The following is a 23,047-nucleotide window of genomic DNA, read 5'->3' as shown; positions in this document are numbered from 1 at the left end:
GTTATGCTTTCCTTTCGTATCTTTGTCGCAATGAAAAGGACAAAGACAATCATTCTCGCACTGGTTTGCACGCTTTTTGCGCAGGCACAGACGCGAATACACGAGGGACCGCTCCACAGTTTCGACGCTCCACGCAAGGGATGGTTGCTTCCCGGCGACACGATTTGCACCGATACGACGAGCTATGTCTATAGCGGCGAGTCCCGGCGCATTGATTATGCAGACCCGGACAGGGAAGTTGCCGTGCCAACCGTGCTTACACCTTATTTATATGACTATGGTTGGGGACTCCATCGTGGCCTGAACGTGTCGATGAATTTGTTGGCCTTTGCCACTTTCGGCCACGATTTGCCGCATCATGGAGGCTTCGGTCAGCGCATCAACGCCACGTATTTGGCCCCGATATCAAAGGATAAGCGGCTTTGGTTGGCAGCCGGTGGCTACGTGCAGAACATCAATTGGGGCAGTGATTCCTATCGTGACGGTGCCATTTACGCCGCTCTTGGCTACCGGTTTAACGACCGTTGGGAGGCTTGGGTGTACGGACAAAAGAGCGTTGTCAATAATTATGGCAACTATTATAACCGCTATGGGCTTTTCGGATATGGCAGTCCGGGTCTTTACGGCATGTATTATCCGATGGCATCCGGCATCGGTATGCCCGGTGCCGACGTCATCGGAGCAGCTATAAAGTACACGGTAAGCCCGTCGTTCAGCCTGCAAATCAACGTAGAAAGCGCATGGTACCGCCGTCAGGGCTTGCGTTATTTCGACCAATACAACTATCCCGTGCCCAAAAATTAGGCTACATACCGCAGCCGAAGACTGTTCAAAACGACGCTGACGCTTGAGAATGCCATGAGCATTCCGGCCCACATGGGTGTGATTTGAAAGTCTATTGCGAAGAGATGCAGCGCACCCGCGGCCAAAGGAATGCAGACAATGTTGTATATAAAAGCCCAAAATAGGTTCTGACCAATCATCTTTACGGTGCGCTGACTCAGCCGGATTGCCTTGGGAATGCACCTTAAATCGTCGCTCATTAAAGTCACTTGGGCCACGTCCATGGCCACATCTGTACCCCTTCCTATCGCGATACTGACGTCTGCCAAAGCCAAGGCTTGCGTGTCATTGATGCCATCTCCGACCATCGCCACAGTCTTTCCGCGTTGCTGAAGCGTGCGAACAAGGTCCTCTTTGTCCTGCGGAAGCACTTTACTCTTATAATGTTCGATACCCGCTTTCTGGGCCCAATAACGGGCAGCTTCTTCCTTATCGCCACTCATCATGTAGACTTCTACGCCGGAATTTTGCAAGGATTGCATTGCTTCGGCAGCGTTCGGCTTGAGCGATTCGCGCGCTTCAAGTGGTAAGTCATCGGCTTTTGTGAAATCGATGTCCTGATTGGGAATGGTTAACGTTCCGGTCTTGTCGATTACCATGGCATCGACTTTGCGCAACCGTTCCAAGGCGGTTGCGTCCTTAATGAGCACTTTTTCCTGCGCGGCTTTACCAATTCCGACCATCAGCGCCGTGGGGGTGGCGAGCCCCATCGCGCAAGGACAGGCAATCACAAGCACTGCGACGGCCGACAGAATAGCCTGAGGCAAAGCGGTATTCCCACCGATTATCCACCACAAAAGAAATGTAGCGAGCGAAATCAATGCGACAATCGGCACAAAAATCAAAGCAGCCTGATCGACAATTCTCTGCACCGGGGCCTTACTCCCTTGGGCCTCTTGCACCATCTGAATAATATGGGCGAGCGCCGTGTCCTCGCCAATCTGTCGCGCCCGCATGCGCAGCTTTCCTTGGCTGGGAATGGTTCCGGCCAGCACGTCGTCGCCTATTTTTTTCTCCGCAGGCGTCGGTTCGCCCGTAATCATGCTCTCGTCTACGTAGGCCGCATCTGCTTTCATAAAACTTTCGGCCGCTACGACCTCGCCGTCAACCGGAATTTTATCGCCAGCCCGAACTTCCAATACGTCGCCACGTTCTATCGTTGAAATAGGCACTTCGACGATCGCCCCGTCCTGTAGGATGCGCGCCGTTTTGGGTTGAAGACCCATCAACTGACGGATAGAGGCTGCCGTCGCATCTTTCGCCTTATCTTCCAACAGTCGGCCGGTCAGCACAAATGTGATAATCATCACACTAGCATCGTAATACGTGTGCCATTCGATGCCGCGACTGCCCCACACGCTATCGCCCCAAAATGTGTTGAAGACGCTGAACAGAAAACTGATGCCCGTAGACAGCGCCACCAGCGTATCCATGCTCGCCATACGATGAATTAGCTGCCGAAAGGCTGTCTGATAGAACACTCGTCCACAGTAAAGAAGCGTGAAGAGCGACAGCAGCAACGACACCTGATTGCCCATGTCGCGGCTGCCGACGACGAGCCATCGCATTGAGATTGCCATTATCAAAGCCGATGACAACCACGAAAGAATCGTTTTTCGACGCAAAAGTATGAATTCTCGTCGCGAAACCTCGTCGGCGCTTCTTCCGCTCTCTATGACGAGGTCGTAGCCGGCGTTGTTAACCTCTTGCTTCATTTTCTCGAGGGAAATCACGGCTGGGTCATAATCAATCTGCGCCGAACGACCCGGCAACGATACGGCTACTGATTGTATGCCTTTTAAACCCTTAAGTCGCTTTTCGACATTGGCTGCACATGCCGCGCACGCCATACCAACGATTGGAACTGTTTTTTTCATCTCGGAAATATTTAGATGATAAGCTCATACCGACCGGAGTTTTCGACGGCTTGCTTGATATCAGTCGTTTTCTGACGATTTTCGTCAAATTCTACCGTCACGCTCTTTGCTTCGAGGTTAGCCTCTGCGCGCGACACACCGTCTAATGCCAAAATGGCCTGTTCGACATTGGCTTTGCAATGCCCACACTTCATTCCGTTAACGCTGAAAGTTTTTGTTGTCATATTTTTATCATTTTTTTATTTAACGTTCATCTGAAATTAGGGATAACACTTTATTTTACTTCTGAAAGTTTCCCGTTTTTATCCACGATTACCCAGACCATGCGCGGTTTGCCGTCGAGACCCGTCTGACCTTTTATGGCGAGCTGATAGTTGCGTTTTGCGCCAGTTCCTTTTGTCTTGCCCGTAAACGATAAGGTTTTTGATGGCAAGTCGAGTGATTCTTCAAGTTGCGCGAAACCGGGCTGCAGCAGCGCAGCGTATCCGGCCGTACGTTTCTTGCGAGCTGTCTGCGACGTTCCTGCGCGATGAGAAAGTGTGAAATGTTTCTTCTCGACAAGTGCGTTATAGTGTTTAATGAGTTCTGCAAGGTTAGGCGTTTCGGGTTCGAGGTCGTCGAGCGAGTCTATTCGGCGCAAAACGTCATTGAGCGCAGCGTCGGTTTCAGCGCGTAGTGCTTTTACATCGAATGTCCCTGTCGGAATAGACGATTTCAGTCGCGAACAATAAAGTTCATCAAACGTTTTATTGGCATTACTAAGTCTGTCGATATATGGTTTTATTTTGAGAAGTTTTACATGCTCAAGTGTTTCAGTTTCAGAAAAATCAGTAACGAGATTTTTAATCATTCCGCTTTTCTTGTCATAGTTGGCTTTTAATAACTTCGGATAGCGCGATATTACTTCTGATAATTTTTCTGCTGCATCTCTATTCGTTTTTACTTCTGAATTTTGGTTCAGTTTTACCGCGAATATTAACGCACGATAAGCATTGCTACGTTCTTTATCAAGTTCTCGGAGTTCTTTAGTTCCCTCTTCTTTACGTGGTAAATTCAATGATAAATCTTCCTTTTCAAATGCTTTTTGAAGAGCCACAAGAACAGCGTCAAGCTTTTCGATTTTTGCTTCTTTACAAATTGTCAATACATGATTAACAAATTGATAATGCTCCATATGTTGGAGTCGATAAGTGTTTTGATTTCTAATTTTCATAGATTTTTTGATTTAGAGATTATTAATTTATTATGATTTTATATTTTCTATAATATTTCATATTTATAAATAATGTTTTTTATCATTTTCCCAAGGATTTTGTTCAGAAACAAATGTTTTTTGCCATTTTCCCAAGGATTTTATTCAAAAATAAATATTTTCTCATATCAATAAATATTTTTATAAAAGACAATAAATCTTTTTTTATTATCAATAGATTTTTTGCAAATATACCTTTTTTTCTTGGAAACGCAAGGAAATCATAGAGAAAATTTAAAAAAAGGAGTAAAAAAAGTGATATAATATGAAAGGATTTGGTATTTTTTTATTATTTTTGTAAGCAAATAGATGTAAGTTATATGGGAATGGGGAAAATCAGATGGTTATTTCTGCTGATGACATTATTTTCATTGCCAACATTCGCGCAAGTAGAAAATGAAGTCATTGATGATGGCGACAACGAAAGCGTTTCGGATTCGGCTATGGTTGATACACTGTTTAACGACAGTATTTCGCTTCCTTGGCCGGAAAATGTGCAATATCGGTTGAGAAACTTACTCAAGAGTGATATGTTCGAGACCTCGCAAGTGGGATTAATGGTGTATGACCTCGATGCAGACAGCGCGCTGTTTGCTTATAATGAGCGGCAACTGATGCGCCCGGCAAGTACGATGAAACTTATTACGGCTGTAACGGCGATTGACAAACTCGGTGGTGATTATCAATTCAAGACAGAACTATGCTATACCGGAAAAATAGAAAACAGGAAACTGACGGGCGACATTTATTGCGTCGGTGGATTTGACCCGCGTTTCAACAGCGATGACCTGAATGCGTTTGTCGAGGGTATTCGAAAGATGGGCGTAGACACGATAGAGGGTCATTTATATGCGGACCGCAGCATGAAAGATGAGAAAGCATATGGCGAGGGGTGGTGCTGGGACGACAAGAACAAGGTTTTGACGCCGTTGCTCATCGGCGGCAAGGATATTTTTATGGGACGCTTTCTGAATGCCTTGGTCGAGCATGGTATTTTTGTGGACGCTTCTATTGACGACAAAAAAAAGCCGAACGGCGCTTACTGTATCGTGGCGCGCTTTCATACTATCGACCAAATTTTGATGCGTATGCTTAAGGAGAGTGATAATCTTTATGCAGAGGCGACGTTCTATCAGATTGCCGCGAGCACGGGGAGCCGACCGGCGACGGCAAGGAATGCGCGCACGGTGATAAGAGGACTTGTTGAGAAAATAGGTCTCGACCCATCAAAATATAAGTTCGCTGATGGCTCTGGGCTGTCGCTCTACAATTATTTGAGCGCGGAATTGGAGGTGAGATTGTTGCGCTATGCGTATAGGAATAAAAATATCCGGAACCATTTGTTGCCTGCGCTTCCGATTGCCGGTGTAGACGGAACGCTGAAGAAGCGCATGCGTGGAAGCTTCACGAATGGCAACGTGACGGCAAAGACTGGAACGCTGACGGGAATTACGAGCCTCGCGGGGTTTTGTCGTGCGGCGAATGGGCACGCGCTTTGCTTCGCTATCATCAATCAGGGCGTCATGCACGGGCGAAATGGGCGCGCTTTTCAAGACCGCGTTTGCACCGTGCTTTGCGCGCCGAACTGAGTCAATTTCTGACTTCCGTGACCGTATTCACGAGGGAATCACCCGACGGTAGGCAAAAAAACGTCACGCGAACGACGCGCCCGTAGTCTGCGCTTCCGCTGACTCTGATGTGTTGGGCCTTGCGGAAGATGGCCGTGTCGCGTTTGCTCGGATAGGACAGAAGCTGCAGTGTGCGCCTCGTGCTACCGTCGCCGATGATGAAGATGTCGATGCTGTCGGTTGTCGGCTGTGTTTTCGAAGTGTCTGACGCTGTTGGCTGCTTGGGTTTCGGAGCCAAAGAGGGGTCGAAGTTGATGGCTGCAACGGTGTCGCCGGGTTTGTCCTCGTGCGCATAGCGGCAGGCGGTAGACGCGAACATCGCTGCAATGCAACAGATGAATATAAAGATTTTTTTCATATTTTTTTTAGAATTGTTTCAAGATGCGGCGGGAGAGTTGCCTTTCTCGGCGAGCACGACTTTGATGTCGCCATAAGTTATAAAATCGGGGCATTTTTCCTTGATGTTCTTCATGTCGGTTGTGTTTTCGAGGCAGTTCAGGGCGTCGGTGACGGTTTCGTAGCGCATTTTTCCGATGACGTCGATGGCTTTCAGCTCGCCTTTTCCGACGAAATGGGCCAGATGGTTTTCGACGGTCGAGATGGTGAGGTTGCGGGCCACGGCGATGTCTCCGGCGGTCTTCCCTTCATCGAACATGCGGCGCGACACCAGTTTCGTGTCTTCGCACTTGGTTTTTGGGGGCGTGGATTCCTTGTGCCTCCGTCGCGCGATGTTGATTTGCGGAAACACTTCGTCGAGGGCATCGAGGAAGGCGATTTGCCGCAGTTTCAGGTAGTGGCCGACCTCGAACCCGCGCTTGAAGACCGCGTCGAGCAGATAGTGCTTGGTGAGGTAGGCCACGCGGAGGTCGTCGAAGGTGGTTTGCAATCGTTCGGCCCCGTTTTTGTTCGCAATCTTGGCTTCGCGCGTCCGGTCGATCAGCGGGCGCAGGTGATTGTTAAGCGTGGCGTTGAAATAACCGGCGCTGCGCTTCACCCTCTCGAGGAATGCGTCGTTCGTCAGTAGATTTTCGTCAGTTTGATTGATGATTGTGAGCCATTTCATGGCTACGCGGTCCACCTGCTCGCAGAGGGCCTTCTGCGTGGCTTTGTGAAGCGCAGTCAGCTTGGGGTAGGGGTGCAGCCACTCGACGGCCGCGCGGCAGAGGCTCTCTTGTGCCCGTAGCACGTCGTTGAACGTGAAGAGCTCCATGAGTTGCTGCTTATGATACGCTTGTTTGTGGTGCTCCAGCATGCTGATGCTTCGTTCGGCTTCGTTTTCTTGTCGCGCGATGTAGTCGGCCACTCGTCGGTCGTTGATGATGGCCTTGTCGTCGATGCGTGACGCAAGTACGAGGCCTTCGAGCGTCTTGCAACGGCTCAGTGCCACGTAAACCTGCCCCGGAGCAAACGACATTTCGGCGTCGATGATGGCGTGTTCAAAAGTCAAGCCTTGGCTCTTATGGATGGTGATGGCCCATGCCAAGCGCAGCGGATATTGCCTGAACATGCCCTGAACCTCGGGCTCGATTTCTTTGGTTTCCTTGTTGATGACGTAGCGCGTGTTCTCCCATTCCTGCGGCGTCACGGTGATATCGAAGTTATCTCCGGGACAATGGACGATGATTTGTTCCTTGTCTATGCGCTTCACCCGACCGATTCTGCCGTTGTAATACTGTCGGAGTGGAGAACTGTCGTTCTTGACAAACATCACTTGCGCGCCCGCTTTGAGCGTCAATATCTCACTCGTGGGATAGCTGTACTCGGGAAATGTGCCTCGGATTTCGGCTTTGAAGTTATATGATGGCGTTGCTAATTGGGCTAACTGGCTGTCGTTGTAGTTGTCGGCCATGGCATTATGCGTGGTCAACCGAATATAATCTTCTTCAGGGCGGAAGTTTGGGTCGTAACGTGCGTTCAATCGTTGCATGTCTTCAGCCGTCGGACGGCCTTCGCGCACGTGGTTCAAGATGTTAAGAAAGGCGTCGTCTTGCTGCCGATACACGTGTTTGAGAGCTATTGTCACGTAAGGTATCTGCGCAAGTGCATGACTTCCGAAGAAATAAGGGGTTGAATAGTGAGGCTTCAGCATGTGTGCATCCTCGTCAGTTACGACGGGAGTGAGTTGCTGAAGGTCGCCTATCATGAGCAATTGTACGCCACCAAAGGGCTTTGTCGGGTTCTTAAAGCGACGCAATACCGAGTCGATTGCATCCAAAAGGTCGCTGCGCACCATACTGATTTCATCGATGATGAGCAGGTCGAGCGTCTTGATGATATTCCGTTTCTCCTTGGATACACCGTATTCTCTCTTGACAATGGTATTTGGAATGTAAGGAGAAAAGGGCAACTGAAAGAAAGAATGAATGGTCACACCATGTGCATTGATGGCCGCAACGCCCGTGGGTGCAACGACAACAAGCCGCTTTTGGCTCTTTTCCACAACGCTTTTGAGGAACGTGGTCTTGCCTGTTCCGGCCTTTCCCGTAAGGAAAATGCTCGTTCCCGTGTGTTCCACAAACTCCCAAGCTTGCTCTAATTCGACATTGGTTTGCATGCGTTTCGCGATTGAATGAATGGAATTCCTTATTCTAAACCAGCAGGTTCTCCTACAAAGGTAAGGATTTTATCTGAGAAAAATCGTAACTTTGCACGAATATGAAGCAAAACAACTCGCTTTTCGCACAGACTTTGTTGGCATGGTTTCGCATGAACGGACGCGATTTGCCGTGGCGACACACGCAAGATCCCTATGCCATTTGGCTTAGTGAAATCATTCTGCAACAAACGCGCATTGCCCAAGGCATGGAATATTGGCTACGTTTCATGCAGAAATGGCCGTGCGTGGACGACCTTGCGGCCGCAACCGAGGACGAAGTGATGCGCATGTGGCAGGGATTGGGCTACTATTCGCGGGCTCGGAACCTGCATACGGCGGCGCAACAAATCGTAGCTTTGGGTCGTTTTCCCGATACTTTAGATGCCATCAGACAGTTGAAAGGAGTCGGAGACTATACGGCTGCGGCCATAGGTAGCTTCGCTTTCGGTATTCCTGCAGCCGCTGTCGACGGCAATTTCTATCGGGTGTTGGCGCGATATTTCGGCATTGACACGCCCATTAACACCACTGAGGGGCGCAAACTCTTTGCTTCATTGGCCGAGGACCACTTGCCTGAGCATGAAGCGGCCGACTATAACCAAGCCATGATGGACTTCGGAGCAACGCAATGTGTGCCGAAAAGTCCGGCGTGCGAGCTGTGTCCGTTGGAAGAAACGTGCGTGGCAAGACGCGAAGACAGCGTAGATCGGCTACCCGTGAAGCTGAAAACGGTGAAGGTGGTGACGCGTCGTCTGTCCCTATATTATATAAGGTGTAACGGAAGGATTGCCATTCACAAGCGCGGGAGCGGTGACATCTGGCAGGGGTTATGGACGGTTCCCGAGGCCGAACACCTTTCTTCCGACCTGAAGGCAACTGCCCTTTTGCTGCAAAAAGACGTGAAACACGTGCTTACTCACCGCATCCTTCTTGCCGATTTCTATCTGATTGAACGGCCAAATCGCCCGTCTTTGCCTCCCGATTTCATCTGGATTAAAGAAGAAGAGATTGAAAATTACGCGATACCGAGGTTGATGGAGAAACTACTACCCACCCCGACCCTCCCAAAGGGAGGGAGTTTGGGATAGCGAAAGCCCTGATGGAACATAATAATAAAAGGTATATAGAAACCTAAAAACGGTGCCTTGCATTGCAAAGCACCGTTTTTAATTTCACAATTCAAGCTGATATTTACCCTTTATCTCTTTCTCTTTTGCAAAATAAAATCGAGAGAGCTCGCCGCAAGCATACACTCCCTCCCTTTGGGAGGGTCGGGGTGGGTATTATTTGAACTCCTTTCTTATCTTCTCCGCAATCTCCTTGAACTCCTCTTCGGTGAGTTTCACATGGTGTTTGAAGTCAACATCGGCCTCACTATTCATCGGAAGCAGATGGATATGCGCATGGTTTACCTCGAGACCCAGCACAATTTGTGCCACTTTCTTGCAGGGAAAGGCCGCCTTAATGGCCCGGGCTACGCGCTTAGCAAACACTTCGAACTCGGCCAAATCAGCGTCTTCCATGTCGAAGATATAGTCTACTTCCTTGCGAGGAACGACCAACGTGTGACCCTTTGTCACAGGATCGATGTCGAGAAACGCATAGAACTTGTCGCTTTCGGCGCATTTATAGCTTGGGATTTCGCCTGCGGCAATCTTTGAAAACAGTGTACTCATATCTCTGATATTAAGGATTTGACGTGATTAAGCCTCGATACTGATTTTGTCAATGCGCAGTTTGATGATGCCACGTGGTATCTCCACCTCGACAATATCGCCTTCCTTATGGTTCAACAATCCCTGTGCAATCGGCGTTTTGATGCTGATTTTGCCCTGTTTCAGATTGGCTTCGTTCTCGCTGACGATGGTATATACCATCTTAGCTTTGGTACTCATGTTGGTCATTTCAACCTTCGACATAATCTGAACAGCGTCGGTACTGAGGCGAGACAGGTCAACTATCTTCGCCTCGGCAATGGAAACCTTCATCTTGTTGATTTTATCTTCAAGATGAGCCTGCGCTTCTTTGGCGGCATCATACTCCGAGTTCTCACTCAAATCGCCCTTGTCACGGGCCTCAGCAATAGCAGCTGACGCCTTTGGACGCTCCACAGACTCGAGTCGTTGCAACTCTGCTACGAGCTTGTCGTAGCCTTCTTGTGACATGTAAGCCATAATGTTATTCGTTTTTCTTGTTAATATTGAATGCTGCAAGAGTATCAAAAAAAATAAGAATCCCGACACCTTAACCCTGTCGGAATTCATATCCTTGCCCTACTCTCTATGTTTTATCTGCTGCAAAGATAGCCATTAATTTTGAATAAAGCAAGTTTTTAAGTATCTTTAGCGTTGAATGTTGGCTTAACCAGCGCTCGTTGGCATGCATACCAGCCTATATTATAATAATTAAAACATTATTTACTTATTTTTCATGGGTGCAATCTCTTGACAAGTATTGAAATCTTGAATAACTTTACACTGTATTTCATAGTATTAGATTTAAGGTTAAAAAAACAAATTGGGACGTAGCAGAGTCTCTTTTTGGGCCTCTTTCAAAAGCAAAATACCGAACGTAGCCCTCCAGAATACCCATTTCGGCGCTCCAGAAAGGGAGGCTCAAACATACAAAAATGGTATCAACAATCAACTTGTTCGCCCGTTTACTCGTTTACTTTCAACTGAAATGTGGGCGGACGCACGGGCCGTGCGTCCCTACATGCCGCGTAACAATCAACTTGTCTACCTATTTACTTGTCCATTGTCAACTGAAACATGAATGGCCGTACGGGCCGTACGTCCCTACATGCATTCAAATTGATAATCAACCACTTACACCTTACGTTTCAATCTCAGCCATTTTACCGCGCAATCTTAGCTATATTGTGCGGTAATCTCAGCCATATTGCGCGGTAAAATGGCTGAGATTACAAAGCGGTTTGAACGAAATTGTTTTCTATGCTGTTAGTTCTCGCTTTCAATCTTGCTAAAAAGGCGATGCTAAAACGGCAGAAATGGCCTAATTAACGGTGGAGGCAGTCTGATTGATGCCCCATGAACGGAAGTAAGACTTGACAGATTGTACGCTTTCGCCCTCCATTTGGTTTTCAACGTCATCGGGAAGGTTGCAAAAGAAGTCGATGCCAGTCTTCTGTTCCAGTTCATCAATGTTGACAACATAGTTGGAAAGGATATATTTACTGCGTTTTTCATTGCGGTGTTCCACCCAAAATCCGAAAGCATGATAGCCGTCATTATTCTTCAACATCACTGCCATGAAGAAGTAACGGGGCACAATGAAGCCGCTCTTTGTGCGCATAAGGATTTGCTTTTCGTCGTCGATTGTGCCGCCTTTGCACACATAAACGGTGCTGCCCTTGCTGAAATGATCGCGCACACACGCCTCCATTTTCAGCCAAATGCCTGCATTGAACGCGTGAACTTGGGGTTGCATGTTCGTCATATAGAACGTTTGTTCGTTGGCATCCTTCGAATATACGCGGTCTTCTGAGGCCACAATATGCCCTCGGTCGAACCATTTCCCGGAATGATCAGGGAAGTAACTACCGCTGAACTCGCCATTTACAGGAGGCTGTTCCTTAGCAGGTATCTTCGGATCGTGCTGAAACGGGTCGCCAAGCCAGTCTCTTTTCTTCCACCCACTGCGCTCCCAAACCTTCTGATGATTGCCGTCTTTGATTTCATAACAGCACCAACGGGACGACCGTTTCTCGTGATCCCACTCCAAAGCATAGGTCATTCCGAAGGCAGAAGTGCTGTGAACAACGACCTCACTCGCCCCTCCTTTCACCTTTGGAAAGCCCAAACGGGTGATTTCTATAGACTGTCCGATGACCGGAACATTGCAGTTGGCGTTGCCGACTACGCTGTTTCCGCCGCCGTCTTCGCCGTCATTGTCGTTTCCGCCACACGAGATGAAAGAGAAAGTGGCCAATGCAAGGCTGAGAAAAACAGAATAATATTTCATAATGCTATGGATTTTAAACCACAAATGCGCTCAAACGCATATGCAACTACGTTTGAACGCATTCCGAAAAGAATATATTCTAAAAAGATATATTTACTTCTTTAGCTTGCCGTAACGGTTCATGAAGCGGTCAACGCGGCCTGCAGTATCAACAAGCTTGCTCTTACCGGTGTAGAACGGGTGTGAGGTACTTGATATTTCAATCTTAACCACGGGGTAAGTCTCGCCTTCAAACTCCACGGTATCGTTGGTTTTAGCCGTAGACTTCGTAAGGAACATATCGCCGTTGGACATATCTTTGAATACGACGGGGCGATAGTTTTCAGGGTGAATACCTTTTTTCATTTCGTTAAATATTATAGTTTATAATTCATTATCTGCGTAACAGGCTGCAAAGTTAATGAAAACTTCGCAGCCTGCCAAATTATTTTAGATGTTTTTATAAGGCTTATTTGGTCTTTCCGTTCAAAGAATAAATATAGTTTTTCTTTGAAGCTGTCTCATAAGTTCCCTTATAATTGGTCAGTTTGCCGCAGATAATGACCTCGTCGCCCACTTTAATTTGCTCGTTACCTTCGACCCATGGCTTGTTTTCCAAATAATAAGTACCGAAGATAATGAAGCTGTTTGGCACCTGACCATCGTCGGAAATCTTGAAAGCTGCAGTTCCGTATTTCTTGGAAAAGACATATTGCACCTCTGAAATCTTGCCTTTGATGTAGACATCTTCCGTGGAAGTCTTTCCAGTTCCCAACTTTTTAGCGGCCTCTGTCGCTGCAGTTGCGTTGTAAGGATCGGTAAGTGTGCCCGTTCCCTTAGCCACAGCAGGAGGAACGGTGCCCGGTTTAATGCCGAGTTCTGTGCTACCAATCTTCGCATATGAAAGATTCTTCAATCCTTTTTGCCCGTAATAGTCTGCAATATCGCCATAAAGAACGACTTCCTGCTTGAGGTTTCCCTTGTGAGCCTTTAGGTTCAGTCCGTCTCTTACCTTTCCTTTTGGCAGCTGAATGGTTAGACAATTTGAAGGATTTGTCTCATCTGCCTTTGCTGCCACGAGGAGATTGGTCTCAACTGTGCAGGTATCAGCATTGAATATGGCCCCGGTCTTTATAGACTTTCCATAAATATAGCCGACAATGTAGCCTTTGACATATCCGGTTGTACCCGTTTTCTGGTCTTGTGCGGCTGAAACATTGTAGGGAGAAGCCTCGGTTCCGTCGCCTTCAGCCTTTGGTTTATCGGGCGTTTCGCCTCCCGCTTTCTTGCCATTGAGCGAATAAAGGTAGCTTGCGCCCTTGCCTTCGGTCTCGGGAGTATTGCCTCTGAAGTTCACAAACGGGCCACAAACGACGACTTCGTCGCCCACTTTGATTTGGTCTTTGGCGTTGAATTTCTCCTTACCTAAGTAACGACTCTGATAAATATAGAGCTTTTCGGTGCCGTCTTTGCTGTCGGCAATGTAGTAAGAAGCGTTGCCATACGTTTTGAGTTCAACATCTTTAACCTCGACAATGATGCCTTTTACGTACATCTCCGGCGTCTTTCCATCGGCTTTCAGCGCTTTGATTTGTTGCAAGGCAGCCGCAACATTGTAAGGTTCTTCAACAGTTCCCTTGCCAGAAGGGTCGCCTTTGATTTCCGGTTTCGGCGTTTCTTTTCCGCCATTCGGGTTCTCGTAGGGTTCTGGAACGTTCGAGCAAGCAGTGAATGTCATGGCTGCAACAGCCATAAGGAATAAGGAATAAATCAGTTTTTTCATTATGTTATTCTTTTTGGATTATGGTTTTGATGGATTATTGTACGAATTCTATATCCTTGTCCGACCGTATGATGACCTGCCACTTGTCGTTATAGCGCGTAAAGATGCCCGTGATGTTCACCTCACTCACAGGTAATTTGTCGGCAGCAAAGTCGGCATAGGTGCTCGTTCGGACGACAATGTTGCTGCTGTTGAGGCCTTTTAGCGCGCGTTCACAGCAGTTGTTGTTGACAACGTCTTTCTTGTTGGCATAGTCTTTCACCCCTCCATCGCTGAAATATACGTTTTTCAGCGTCATCAACTTGCCGCAGTTGGCCGCCAAATAGTCGGCATCAGTCATTTTGTTTTGGTCAAATTCCACAGGAGCCACGGTCTTCATGCGACCGGTATAGGTGAAATGACGGTCCCAACGCATGCGGGCCATGCGGCCTACTGACGTCTGTCCCTTTGCACTTTCATAGAGCGTGCCTATCTGTGGCTGGTATCCATAGTTGCCAATGTAGAGGTCTTTGAGGCTAACGAGTATCTCTGTGCCTACCGGAAGATAGCCATTAATGCCGCCTTCTCCTATACCTATGATGATAGCTCCAGTGCCGTCATCGAGTGATATTTGGCTGAAAAGGTTGCCTTCGATGTCGTTTCCGGTCACAACGGCCTTGATTTGGAGGTCTTCGGTCACTTGTGCATAGCCATAAGCCGCCGAAAGTTGACTTTTATATTTGTCTTTCAGCTGTGCAATCGTGATGACATGGGTCTCCTTGATGGCAGCGTTTCCGCGCGAATGTCCACCGTTCGGTGCGTCCCAATCGCCGTCCATGCAACCTACAAAGAGTGTGCACAGCGCCAATATGATGTATTTGATAGTCTTCATCTTGTTTCTTTGTTTTGGATTAAAATCTATATGCCACCTGTAACATGCCGTTCATGCCATACACATGATACTTTTTCGGGTTCTTAGAGAAGCGATAAGTGCGGTCACTTGTGGTGCCGTCTTCCTTAATTGAATAGTCGCTGCGGCTCTGTTCATAGCCTCCTGTGACGATTTTCTGGTTGTTCAGCAAGTTCGTCACCATGAGATTAATGGCCAAAGCGCCTTTCCTTAGGCGGATACTCTTGCCGATGCTCGCGTCAAGCATAAAGCCCCCTTTACCCTTATCCTGCGGACTGACGATGTAATTGCCGTTGCTGTCGGTCGCACCGATGTTCTTTAAAGAGGTCGCATAGCGGTAGTAAGGCGAGTAACTCAAGTAAATTCGGTCGTAATAATTACCGTTCAAATCGATGAACCAACCCTGCTGATGGAAGCTAAGTCCTATACTTGCCGCGGTAAGAGGGGTGCCGTTCTCTCGCATTCCCTTTACGATGGCCTCATCATCCTTATAGTTTCCTTGTGTTGAATTCAGGTAACGAACGTGCGCATTGCTTGTGTTTTTGGCTTCACTAACGGTGCCCAAGGCCTTTAAATCAAGGTAAGAAGTGAGCTTAAACTTCATACCTAACTCCACACCATAGTAGGCTTTCTTCAGCTTAGTGAGTGCATTATAGGAGAAAGAGTTGATATCATCGAAGTAGAAACAGGTCCATTCGGTGGCATTGGTCACCCGATTATAGTAGCCACTCAGGTTGGCATGCAGCCAAGGAGTGCTGAGTTGATAACTCAATTCGCTGCTGAAAACAAGTTCATTCTTCAGGTTTTGCACGAAATCATTGTTCATTTCGGGAGCCTGAAAAGCCACATTTGCATTGGGACTTTTGGCCTCATAGCCCAGTCCTAAAGACAAAACATTGCCGTGTCCCACGTCAATTGAGCCTGCAAACTTACCGCCACCGGAGAGGAATCTGGCTGTTTTACTCTTGCCATATGAGTTGTTTATGAACAGACCATTACGCATTTTGCCGTCCCTATTCATGGCATCATAGCCTACCTTTGCAGCGATATTGTAGTGGAAAATGCCTCTTGTTTCGGCATAATTACTCCACACATTGGCACGAACAACATTGATATTGTAGTCGTAACCGAACTTATCTCCGTTGCCGACAAGGGCATTCGGGCGGTTAAGGTCGTACTGCACAGCATCTGAATACCTTGAGAACGTGCCTATTGCGTAGTTGTTAACATTGTGAAACGACGTTGCTCCGAGCATATCCTCCATCGTTTGGTAATGGAATCCCTTGTTGCCTGCAATCGTAAAGCCAAGGTTCCATGTGCTTTTGTCCGTCAGGTTCTTGGTCAAGGTAGAGGCCAATGTCAGGTAAAGATTGTTGTTGTGGCGGGCTTGCACGTAGTACATGGCATCTGCACCCTGCTGGTTTGCGCCGCGGTTGGCCTCATACAGGCGGTCCCAATCAACCTGTCGATGCGCCTTACTGCTTGAAAGCCAGTCGTAAGCCATGTTCCAATCGGCCAAAGCTTGGGCCGTTTTGAAACGCGAAATGCCCCCCCATACGTCGTAAAAGTTGCTGGGTAGCACCTTATAATAGTCCGGTTGAGGGTTGTCTGCGTTGTTATAATTGAGTTTAGTACTCTTGTAATTGCTGTACTTTCCCAGCAAGGTTGTCGTCAATTTTGACTGATTATCGATGTCCCAATCCCATGTTAAGAGTGCCGAAGGAGCGTAGTCTGTGACGATACGAGAGTTGCGTTTCTTCCCATTTTGATAGCCCCAATAAGGGTTATATTGGTAATCTTGAGCTATCCAAAAGCTCTCATCGGTCGCCGCTCCCTGCGTTGCTCGCTCCGTAGGGTTGCCCCATGTGGCGAAAGAAAAGCTGTGATTGCCGAGCAGTTTCTGCACACCAAAGAAATAAGACAGGGCATTGTAGAACGTTCCCTCCACGTAACCGCGGTCTGCCCAACGGTAAGTTAGGTTGCCGGTAACAGCCCATCCCTTAGCATTGAAGCCGCTATTGTAAGTGTACATGCCCCGAACTGTATAGTTACGGTTGGCACCTGCGAGGCTAAAACGATGGCCGGTGGCCATGCTTCCACTGCGGAAATTGTAGTTGTTGCTGCCTGCCATGCCCGTCATTCCATAGCTGTTGCCCTCGAACGGAAGCGAGAAATCGACGTTACGTGTCATCTGATTGAGGCCACCGACAGCCGAATAGCTGAACTGTCCACGCTCTATATCGTTCACAGGTGCCCCATTAATGTAGATTTCATTATACTTTTGATTGAGTGCCCGATACCGAAATCGAACGGGAGAGAACAGGAATCCCACCTCACTTGCATAGGCATTGGTGGCCGAATTGAGGATAGTCACGTTCTGAGACATGTTATCATCTTCGCCCAACTGGGCCTCGGTGAAGGTGAAAGCGTTCTCTTCGAGCGACTTACCCTGCTGCTGTGGGTTCACATTCTGGGCAATGGTGGCCGTCGAACAACAGAGAGCTATCACTGTTAATTGGAGATGTTTTTGCATAGATTACCACTTAATAAACATTAATTCTACCTGCAAAGTAACGAAATTTATTCTAAACTGACGACTGTTTTGTGTTGTTTTTTTCATCAAAAGCATACAACTTGAATTATTTTGTTTACTTTTGCAAAGAACAACCCCAGCCCCTTTGAGGGCCATTCAAGGTCAAAGCATCGCCTTACCTATTATATATATGAAGAAAAACTTATTCTTATTGGCAGCACTATCCATTTGTGTTGTGGTCTCGGCTCAGCATGTTAAAACTGCAGAGCAGGGAAAGTTCTCGGTTTATGCAGTGGGTTTCTACAATCAGGAGAACCTATTTGATACCTGTCACGACGCAGGAAAGCGCGATCAGGACTTCCTTCCTGCGGGACAATATCGCTGGGATGGGCTCAAATACAGCCATAAATTGCACAACATGGCACGTGCTCTTGCCGACATGGGTACCGACATTTTGCCCCACACGGGCTGTGCCGTTATCGGCTTGAGTGAGGTAGAAAACCGCACGGTTCTTGAGGCTTTGACGGCCCAACCCGAGCTGAAAGCCCGCAATTATCGGTTCTGTCACATCGAAGGACCCGACAAACGAGGTATCGATTGCGCCTTGCTTTACAATCCAAAGCTGTTTGATTTGGAGAGCGAAAAGCTCGTTCCTTACCGCAACAGTGCCGAACAAGACTCGTCATTTGCCACACGTGGCTTCCTGACTGTCACCGGAAAGATGGCCAAAGAGTCTGTGGCTTTCATCGTTTGTCACCTGCCGAGCCGCTTCAACGGGTCGTCTTATCGCGAATGGGGAGCCCTTCAAGCGAAGGCTGTCAAGGACTCTTTGCTTGCCATCGACCCGAAATTCAAAGTCTTTATCATGGGAGACATGAACGATGACCCCACAGACAAGAGCATGTATGAGGCCCTTTCGGCTAAGGAAACCATTGAAAAAGTGGGGCCAAATGACATGTATAATCCGTGGTATAACGTGTTGAAGCAGGGAACGGGGACGCTGATGTATCGCGGAACATGGAACCTTTTCGACCAAATCCTGCTTTCTCCCAACCTGTTGAACAGGAAAGACGGCAACGATTTCAAGACGTTGAGGTATTGGAAGAGCCGTATTCAACGCATGCCTTACCTTTTTCAGACCGAAGGACAGTATAAAGGAAGTCCCAAACGCACCACGGCCGGCGGCGTATGGCTTGACGGTTTCTCCGATCATCTGCCCGTTTGCGTTTATTTGGCAAAGAAACAAGAGTAACAAATCGCCTTGGAAAGTAATGGAAACAACAGCAAACAACGAGATAGAAACCCACCCCTTCGAACCTTGGTTGCCTAAGAATGCCCGCCTGTTGATGCTGGGTACGTTCCCACCTGCACCCAAACGGTGGTGCATGGAGTGGTATTATCCGAACTTTCAGAACGATATGTGGCGCATTTTCGGACATATCTTCTTCGGCGATAAGATGCACTTTGTGGATCAAGAACATAAGACTTTCAGGCTTGATGCGCTCAAATCGTTCCTCAAAGAGGAAGGCGTTGCCATTTTTGACACGGCACTTCGCATTCGTCGCACCAAGAACACGGCCTCCGATAAAGACCTCGAAATCGTCGAACAAAGCGACATTGACGCTATATTACGGCAGCTTCCGGCATGCAAAAGCGTGTTGGCTGCGGGCCAACTGGCCACAGATGTGTTTACAAAACACTTTGATATCACGCCTCCAAAAATGGGTCAGCACACGGAATTCACCTTTGAAGGTCGCACGCTCCGCCTTTATCGCATGCCAAGCAGCAGCCGTGCCTACCCAATGAGCGTGGAAAAGAAAGCCGAATTCTATCGAAAGATGTTCGAGGAACTGTGATTGGAGCCTCCCCCGGCCCCTCCAAAGGAGGGGAGAACTAACCATAACGCTAAATAATACATGATGAATAGTGACTTAAAGAAGATTACCATCATCGGCATTGCCGGTGGAACTGGGAGTGGAAAGACCACGGTTGTGCGGAAAATCGTAGAGGCCTTGCCCCCGCATTACGTTGCCGTCGTACCGCTCGACTCCTATTATAACGACACATCTCATATGACCGAGGAAGAGCGTCACGCCATTAATTTCGACCATCCCGACGCATTTGACTGGAAACTTCTGCACAAACAGGTCAACGAACTGCGTGAGGGAAGGGCCATAGAGCAGCCCACTTACAGTTATATTCAGTGCAACCGGCTGCCCGAAACCATTCATGTGGAACCCAAACCTGTCATCATTATCGAGGGCATCATGACGCTTTTGAATAAGAAACTGCGTGACTTGATGGACCTAAAGATATTCGTTGACGCCGATCCCGACGAGCGATTGATTCGCAATATCCAGCGCGACACCATCGACAGAGGCCGTACGGTGTCGATGGTTGTGGAGCGTTATCTCGAAGTTCTAAAGCCGATGCACGAGCAATTCATTGAACCCACGAAGCGTTATGCTGATTTGATTATTCCACAAGGCGGAGAGAACATCAAAGGCATCAACATTCTCTGCAACTACATCGAGGGTCTCATGCCAAGCAAATAGGGAAGTGGAAGGATTGTCTTTGTCAAATTAATTCACAATCGATTTGCATTTGCTTGCAAGATTTTGTATATTTGCATAGGGAAAGTAGCGTTGCTGCTTTCCCTTTTTCATGCCATTGAGATTAAAATAGCCCGAACGGCATCGCAATCTGGGTCCTATTGCACGGTAAAATGGGCCATCTTAGCGTGTAATATGAGCCATATTGCGCACCAAAAGCATGGAGATAAGCCGACAATCTCGCTGATTTTACAGTCTGAAATAGCTCGAATGCCTCTGCTATATGGTAAAGACAAAGTTGTCAACACCCAAAAATTGTAAAACTTTCTAACTTTTTTCGTTGTGCAAAATGAGTCTTGTTGGGCAGGCATGTAGGGACGCACGGTCCGTGCGTCCGCTCAAATGACAAACTCAATCCGGCTGTTTTTTGAAACGGACGCACGAGCCGTGCGTCCCTACATGCATTCAAACGGTTCGCTACATCAGGCATATTACACGGTAGTACGGACTGCATCATGCAAAAACGAGAGCAAGAAGAAGTTGTAGGGACGCACGGCTCGTGCGTCCGCTCAAGGCAATTTACACAAAATACGCCTCTTTCCGACTGCCAATCTTGCCCGAACGTGCCCTTCATTCAAGGAAAATGTGTATCTTTGCACGTGGAAATGCCGACGCACAACCGTGGTAAAAGCGCACAAAACCTACAATCAAGGCCGGCTTCGGCAATAAACCGGCGGGAAAAGAGTTATATAAACACAACGTCGTACGAACGATTATGAAGAAACATACCAAATACATTGCGGGCTTGGCAGGCCTGTTATTACTCGTTGCAGCCTGCTCCACGCCTAAAGACATCAACTATCTGCAAGGCCTACAAGGGCCGGAAGGCATCGCCAATACGCCCAAAACGATTACTGTTCAGCAGGGCGATCGCCTCTCGGTCTTCGTGAAAAGCAAGGATAATGTGCTCACCGAACACTTCAATATCTCGTTGCCCAACATGCAGAACGTGCTGACCTACACGGTAGACAGCAAGGGAGAGATTGATTTTCCCATGCTCGGCAAAATCCGTTTGGCCGGACTTACACGCCAAGAAGCTGCAGAACGCATCAAGGAACGGCTGGTTTCGGAGTTCGGAACCAAGGACGTTGTGGTCACACTCGACTTCACTAACCTGCGAATTTCTGTTCTCGGCGAAGTCAACAAGCCCGGAACGGTCAGCATCGACAATGATAAAATCAACATTTTCGAGGCTTTGGGCAAGGCTGGAGACATGACCATCTACGGCAAAAGAGACAGCGTGATGGTGGTCAGGCAGCAGGGCAACGAGGCAAAAACCTACATTTTGAACCTCGCTTCGGCCCAAGCTGTGCAGTCGCCCGTCTACTATCTGCAACAGAACGACATCGTTTACGTGCCGGCCAACAAGACCCGGCAACGCCAATCTACCGTCAATGGCAACACAATTCAGTCTACTTCGTTCTGGATTTCAATCGCTTCGCTCCTTACAACCGTAGCCGTTTTGGTGTTCAAATAAAACCATCAGCATGCAAACATCGACATCTTTGCCCTCAACACTCACGCTGAAAGCCTATATCCACGCTGTTCGTAGCAACCGAAAATGGCTTTTCGGCAGTCTGATAGCCTTCATTTTGCTCGCTACGGCCTACCTTATAATGAAGAATCCTGTCTATGAACGCTCGTCACAAATCATGGTTAAGGAAGACGCAACGCCCGGTTCGAAGCTCACAGCAGGCCTTAGTATGATACAAGGTATGGGCGGATTGTTTGGCGGTTCGTCCAATGTAAGCAACGAACTCTTGGCCATGAAGACGCCGGCCAACATCATGGAGGTGGTCAACCGCCTGCATCTTGACTATGTATACAGCACACGTCCCTTTCTGAGAAAGCTGCCTTTGTATGGCGAAACACTGCCCGTCAGGGTGTTCATAGGCCGACTCAAGCCCAATGAAACGGCCACCATGAAAATCGATCTGAACGGAAACAGCGTGAAAATCTATGGACTAAAGAAAGGAAAAACGGCTTTCGAGCAGGAATATCAAGGTCGGGTGAACGGCGTGTTCCACACGCCCATCGGACCGATTGCCGTTACGTCGACCCCTGTCTACACAGGAAAAGAAGACCTTACCATACGTTTGAATAAGGTTGCCGCCATGGATATGGCCGACAATATCCTGCAAAATCTCAACGCAGGTATCACGGAAGAGTTGGGATCGGTCATTGATTTGAGTTATCAGGACGCTGTTCCTAAACGAGCAGAAGACATATTGAACATGATTATCAAGGTGTATAACGAGCGTTGGATGGCCGATGAGAACATGCTCAATCGCACGACTACGCAGTTCATCGACAACAGAATAGCCGAGTTAACGGCTGAACTAAGCAAGACAGAGCGCACACTGACGACCTATAAAACAAAGCATGACTTGCCCAATGCCATTGAAATGACCAAGTTGGCTATAGAGAATTCGGCAATGATGAGCACGGAATTAACGACGTTGCGCAGCCAAAGAACGGCGGCATCTTACATGAAACAGTTTCTCGACAAGCCTTCGAATGCCAACCAAACCCTGCCTGTGAACCTGCTCAACAACGACAAAATACTCTCCGAACAGATTGGAACTTACAACCGTTTGCAGCTGGAACGCAACCGAATAGCCGAAAACAGCAACGCCAACAACAGCATTGTTCTGGGCTTGGAAAAGCAACTTGGCAACCTGCGCACGTCCATTCGGGCCGCCTTGGACAACAGTATCCGACAGGCAGACATTCAGATTGCCGGCTATAAAGGGCTGAAAAGCGAGAATGATTCACAGTTGAAAGCCAGTCCGATGCAGGCAAAATTCCTCTTATCTGCCGAACGTCAGCAGAAAATAGAGGAGCAACTCTACATCTTTATGCTGCAAAAACGCGAGGAAAGTGTACTCTCCAAGGCTTTTACTCCCTACAAAATACGTGTGCTTTCTCCGCCAATGGGTAGCCTGAAACCCATGAAACCCAAGGCCAGTGTCATTATCTTTGGTGCCTTGCTGGTAGGACTTCTGCTGCCAATGGGCTGGATATTCGCGAAAATGAACATAGAAATCATGCTTCGGGAAGCGGCATAACAT

20 protein-coding genes are annotated in these 23,047 nt (G+C 48.0%); 8 read left to right on the top strand and 12 right to left on the bottom strand.

Features of this window, described 5'->3' with window-relative positions; genetic code table 11:
* The first annotated feature begins 30 nt into the window (after positions 1–30).
* Positions 31–804 carry a hypothetical protein gene (locus HMPREF9944_RS06420; protein WP_044113461.1) on the top strand — a complete coding sequence of 258 codons (774 nt, stop codon included), beginning with the start codon at positions 31–33 and terminating at the stop codon, positions 802–804.
* Here the strand turns inward: HMPREF9944_RS06420 and HMPREF9944_RS06415 are convergent.
* Genes HMPREF9944_RS06415 through HMPREF9944_RS06405 form a run of 3 tightly spaced genes read right to left on the bottom strand, consistent with a single transcriptional unit; the run spans position 801 to position 3,933 of the window.
* Positions 801–2,720: a heavy metal translocating P-type ATPase gene (locus HMPREF9944_RS06415; protein WP_008565286.1), complete on the bottom strand. Its 1,920-nt coding sequence runs from the start codon at positions 2,718–2,720 to the stop codon at positions 801–803. The two genes, HMPREF9944_RS06420 and HMPREF9944_RS06415, sit on opposite strands and share 4 nt — an antisense overlap.
* A gap of 11 nt (positions 2,721–2,731) precedes the next feature.
* Positions 2,732–2,944 (bottom strand): heavy-metal-associated domain-containing protein, encoded by a 213-nt coding sequence (locus tag HMPREF9944_RS06410; RefSeq protein ID WP_008565285.1) that lies wholly within the window; start codon positions 2,942–2,944, stop codon positions 2,732–2,734.
* Between the two features lie 50 nt (positions 2,945–2,994).
* Positions 2,995–3,933 (bottom strand): DUF6261 family protein, encoded by a 939-nt coding sequence (locus HMPREF9944_RS06405; protein ID WP_008565284.1) that lies wholly within the window; start codon positions 3,931–3,933, stop codon positions 2,995–2,997.
* 365 nt (positions 3,934–4,298) lie between these two features.
* Here HMPREF9944_RS06405 and dacB point away from each other — a divergent pair, with 365 nt between their 5' ends.
* The gene (gene dacB / locus HMPREF9944_RS06400; protein WP_044113498.1) at positions 4,299–5,561 is read left to right on the top strand and encodes a D-alanyl-D-alanine carboxypeptidase/D-alanyl-D-alanine endopeptidase; all 1,263 of its coding nucleotides are present in this window, start codon (positions 4,299–4,301) and stop codon (positions 5,559–5,561) included.
* 1 nt (position 5,562) lies between these two features.
* Here the strand turns inward: dacB and HMPREF9944_RS06395 are convergent, their stop codons facing one another.
* Both HMPREF9944_RS06395 and HMPREF9944_RS06390 read right to left on the bottom strand, forming a co-directional pair.
* Positions 5,563–5,958 (bottom strand): hypothetical protein, encoded by a 396-nt coding sequence (locus tag HMPREF9944_RS06395; RefSeq protein WP_008565282.1) that lies wholly within the window; start codon positions 5,956–5,958, stop codon positions 5,563–5,565.
* A gap of 18 nt (positions 5,959–5,976) precedes the next feature.
* On the bottom strand, positions 5,977–8,154 hold the full coding sequence (locus HMPREF9944_RS06390; RefSeq protein WP_008565281.1) for a helix-turn-helix domain-containing protein: 2,178 nt from the start codon (positions 8,152–8,154) through the stop codon (positions 5,977–5,979).
* 101 nt (positions 8,155–8,255) lie between these two features.
* Here HMPREF9944_RS06390 and mutY point away from each other — a divergent pair, with 101 nt between their 5' ends.
* Complete coding sequence (gene mutY, locus HMPREF9944_RS06385) at positions 8,256–9,284, top strand: A/G-specific adenine glycosylase (protein WP_008565280.1); 1,029 nt, start codon at positions 8,256–8,258, stop codon at positions 9,282–9,284.
* A 195-nt stretch (positions 9,285–9,479) separates the two neighbouring features.
* Here the strand turns inward: mutY and HMPREF9944_RS06380 are convergent, their stop codons facing one another.
* From HMPREF9944_RS06380 to HMPREF9944_RS06350, 7 genes are all read right to left on the bottom strand, one after another.
* A complete protein-coding gene (locus tag HMPREF9944_RS06380) occupies positions 9,480–9,872 on the bottom strand; it encodes an HIT family protein (RefSeq protein WP_008565279.1) in 393 nt (130 codons plus the stop codon).
* A gap of 27 nt (positions 9,873–9,899) precedes the next feature.
* The gene (gene greA, locus HMPREF9944_RS06375; RefSeq protein WP_025830321.1) at positions 9,900–10,370 is read right to left on the bottom strand and encodes a transcription elongation factor GreA; all 471 of its coding nucleotides are present in this window, start codon (positions 10,368–10,370) and stop codon (positions 9,900–9,902) included.
* 841 nt (positions 10,371–11,211) lie between these two features.
* Entirely contained in the window at positions 11,212–12,180 is a 969-nt protein-coding gene (locus HMPREF9944_RS06370; protein WP_008565277.1) for a DNA/RNA non-specific endonuclease, read from the bottom strand.
* Positions 12,181–12,273: 93 nt separating this feature from the next.
* A complete protein-coding gene (locus HMPREF9944_RS06365; RefSeq protein ID WP_004374378.1) occupies positions 12,274–12,525 on the bottom strand; it encodes a type B 50S ribosomal protein L31 in 252 nt (83 codons plus the stop codon).
* Between the two features lie 103 nt (positions 12,526–12,628).
* On the bottom strand, positions 12,629–13,942 hold the full coding sequence (locus tag HMPREF9944_RS06360; RefSeq protein WP_008565271.1) for a DUF6359 domain-containing protein: 1,314 nt from the start codon (positions 13,940–13,942) through the stop codon (positions 12,629–12,631).
* A gap of 34 nt (positions 13,943–13,976) precedes the next feature.
* Positions 13,977–14,813, bottom strand: coding sequence for a DUF5689 domain-containing protein (locus HMPREF9944_RS06355; RefSeq protein WP_008565270.1), 837 nt, complete (start codon positions 14,811–14,813; stop codon positions 13,977–13,979).
* A gap of 19 nt (positions 14,814–14,832) precedes the next feature.
* Positions 14,833–17,364, bottom strand: a complete 2,532-nt coding sequence (locus tag HMPREF9944_RS06350) for a TonB-dependent receptor (protein ID WP_008565269.1) — start codon at positions 17,362–17,364, stop codon at positions 14,833–14,835.
* A gap of 190 nt (positions 17,365–17,554) precedes the next feature.
* On the opposite strand from HMPREF9944_RS06350, the gene HMPREF9944_RS06345 reads away from it, so the two are divergent.
* The 5 genes from HMPREF9944_RS06345 to HMPREF9944_RS06320 all read left to right on the top strand — a co-directional run bounded on the left by HMPREF9944_RS06345 (position 17,555) and on the right by HMPREF9944_RS06320 (position 23,044).
* Positions 17,555–18,616, top strand: a complete 1,062-nt coding sequence (locus HMPREF9944_RS06345; RefSeq protein ID WP_044113497.1) for an endonuclease/exonuclease/phosphatase family protein — start codon at positions 17,555–17,557, stop codon at positions 18,614–18,616.
* A gap of 19 nt (positions 18,617–18,635) precedes the next feature.
* Entirely contained in the window at positions 18,636–19,220 is a 585-nt protein-coding gene (locus tag HMPREF9944_RS06340) for a uracil-DNA glycosylase family protein (protein WP_008565266.1), read from the top strand.
* Between the two features lie 60 nt (positions 19,221–19,280).
* Entirely contained in the window at positions 19,281–19,919 is a 639-nt protein-coding gene (gene udk / locus HMPREF9944_RS06335) for a uridine kinase (protein WP_044113459.1), read from the top strand.
* Between the two features lie 772 nt (positions 19,920–20,691).
* On the top strand, positions 20,692–21,453 hold the full coding sequence (locus HMPREF9944_RS06325; protein WP_008565262.1) for a polysaccharide biosynthesis/export family protein: 762 nt from the start codon (positions 20,692–20,694) through the stop codon (positions 21,451–21,453).
* A 10-nt stretch (positions 21,454–21,463) separates the two neighbouring features.
* Positions 21,464–23,044 carry a GumC family protein gene (locus tag HMPREF9944_RS06320; protein ID WP_008565261.1) on the top strand — a complete coding sequence of 527 codons (1,581 nt, stop codon included), beginning with the start codon at positions 21,464–21,466 and terminating at the stop codon, positions 23,042–23,044.
* Positions 23,045–23,047 lie beyond the last annotated feature (3 nt).

The sequence above is a fragment of the Segatella maculosa OT 289 genome (assembly GCF_000243015.1).
Lineage (GTDB): Bacteria > Bacteroidota > Bacteroidia > Bacteroidales > Bacteroidaceae > Prevotella > Prevotella maculosa.
Note: the sequence above shows the minus strand (reverse complement) of the source record. Positions and strands in the feature narration are given on the sequence as shown.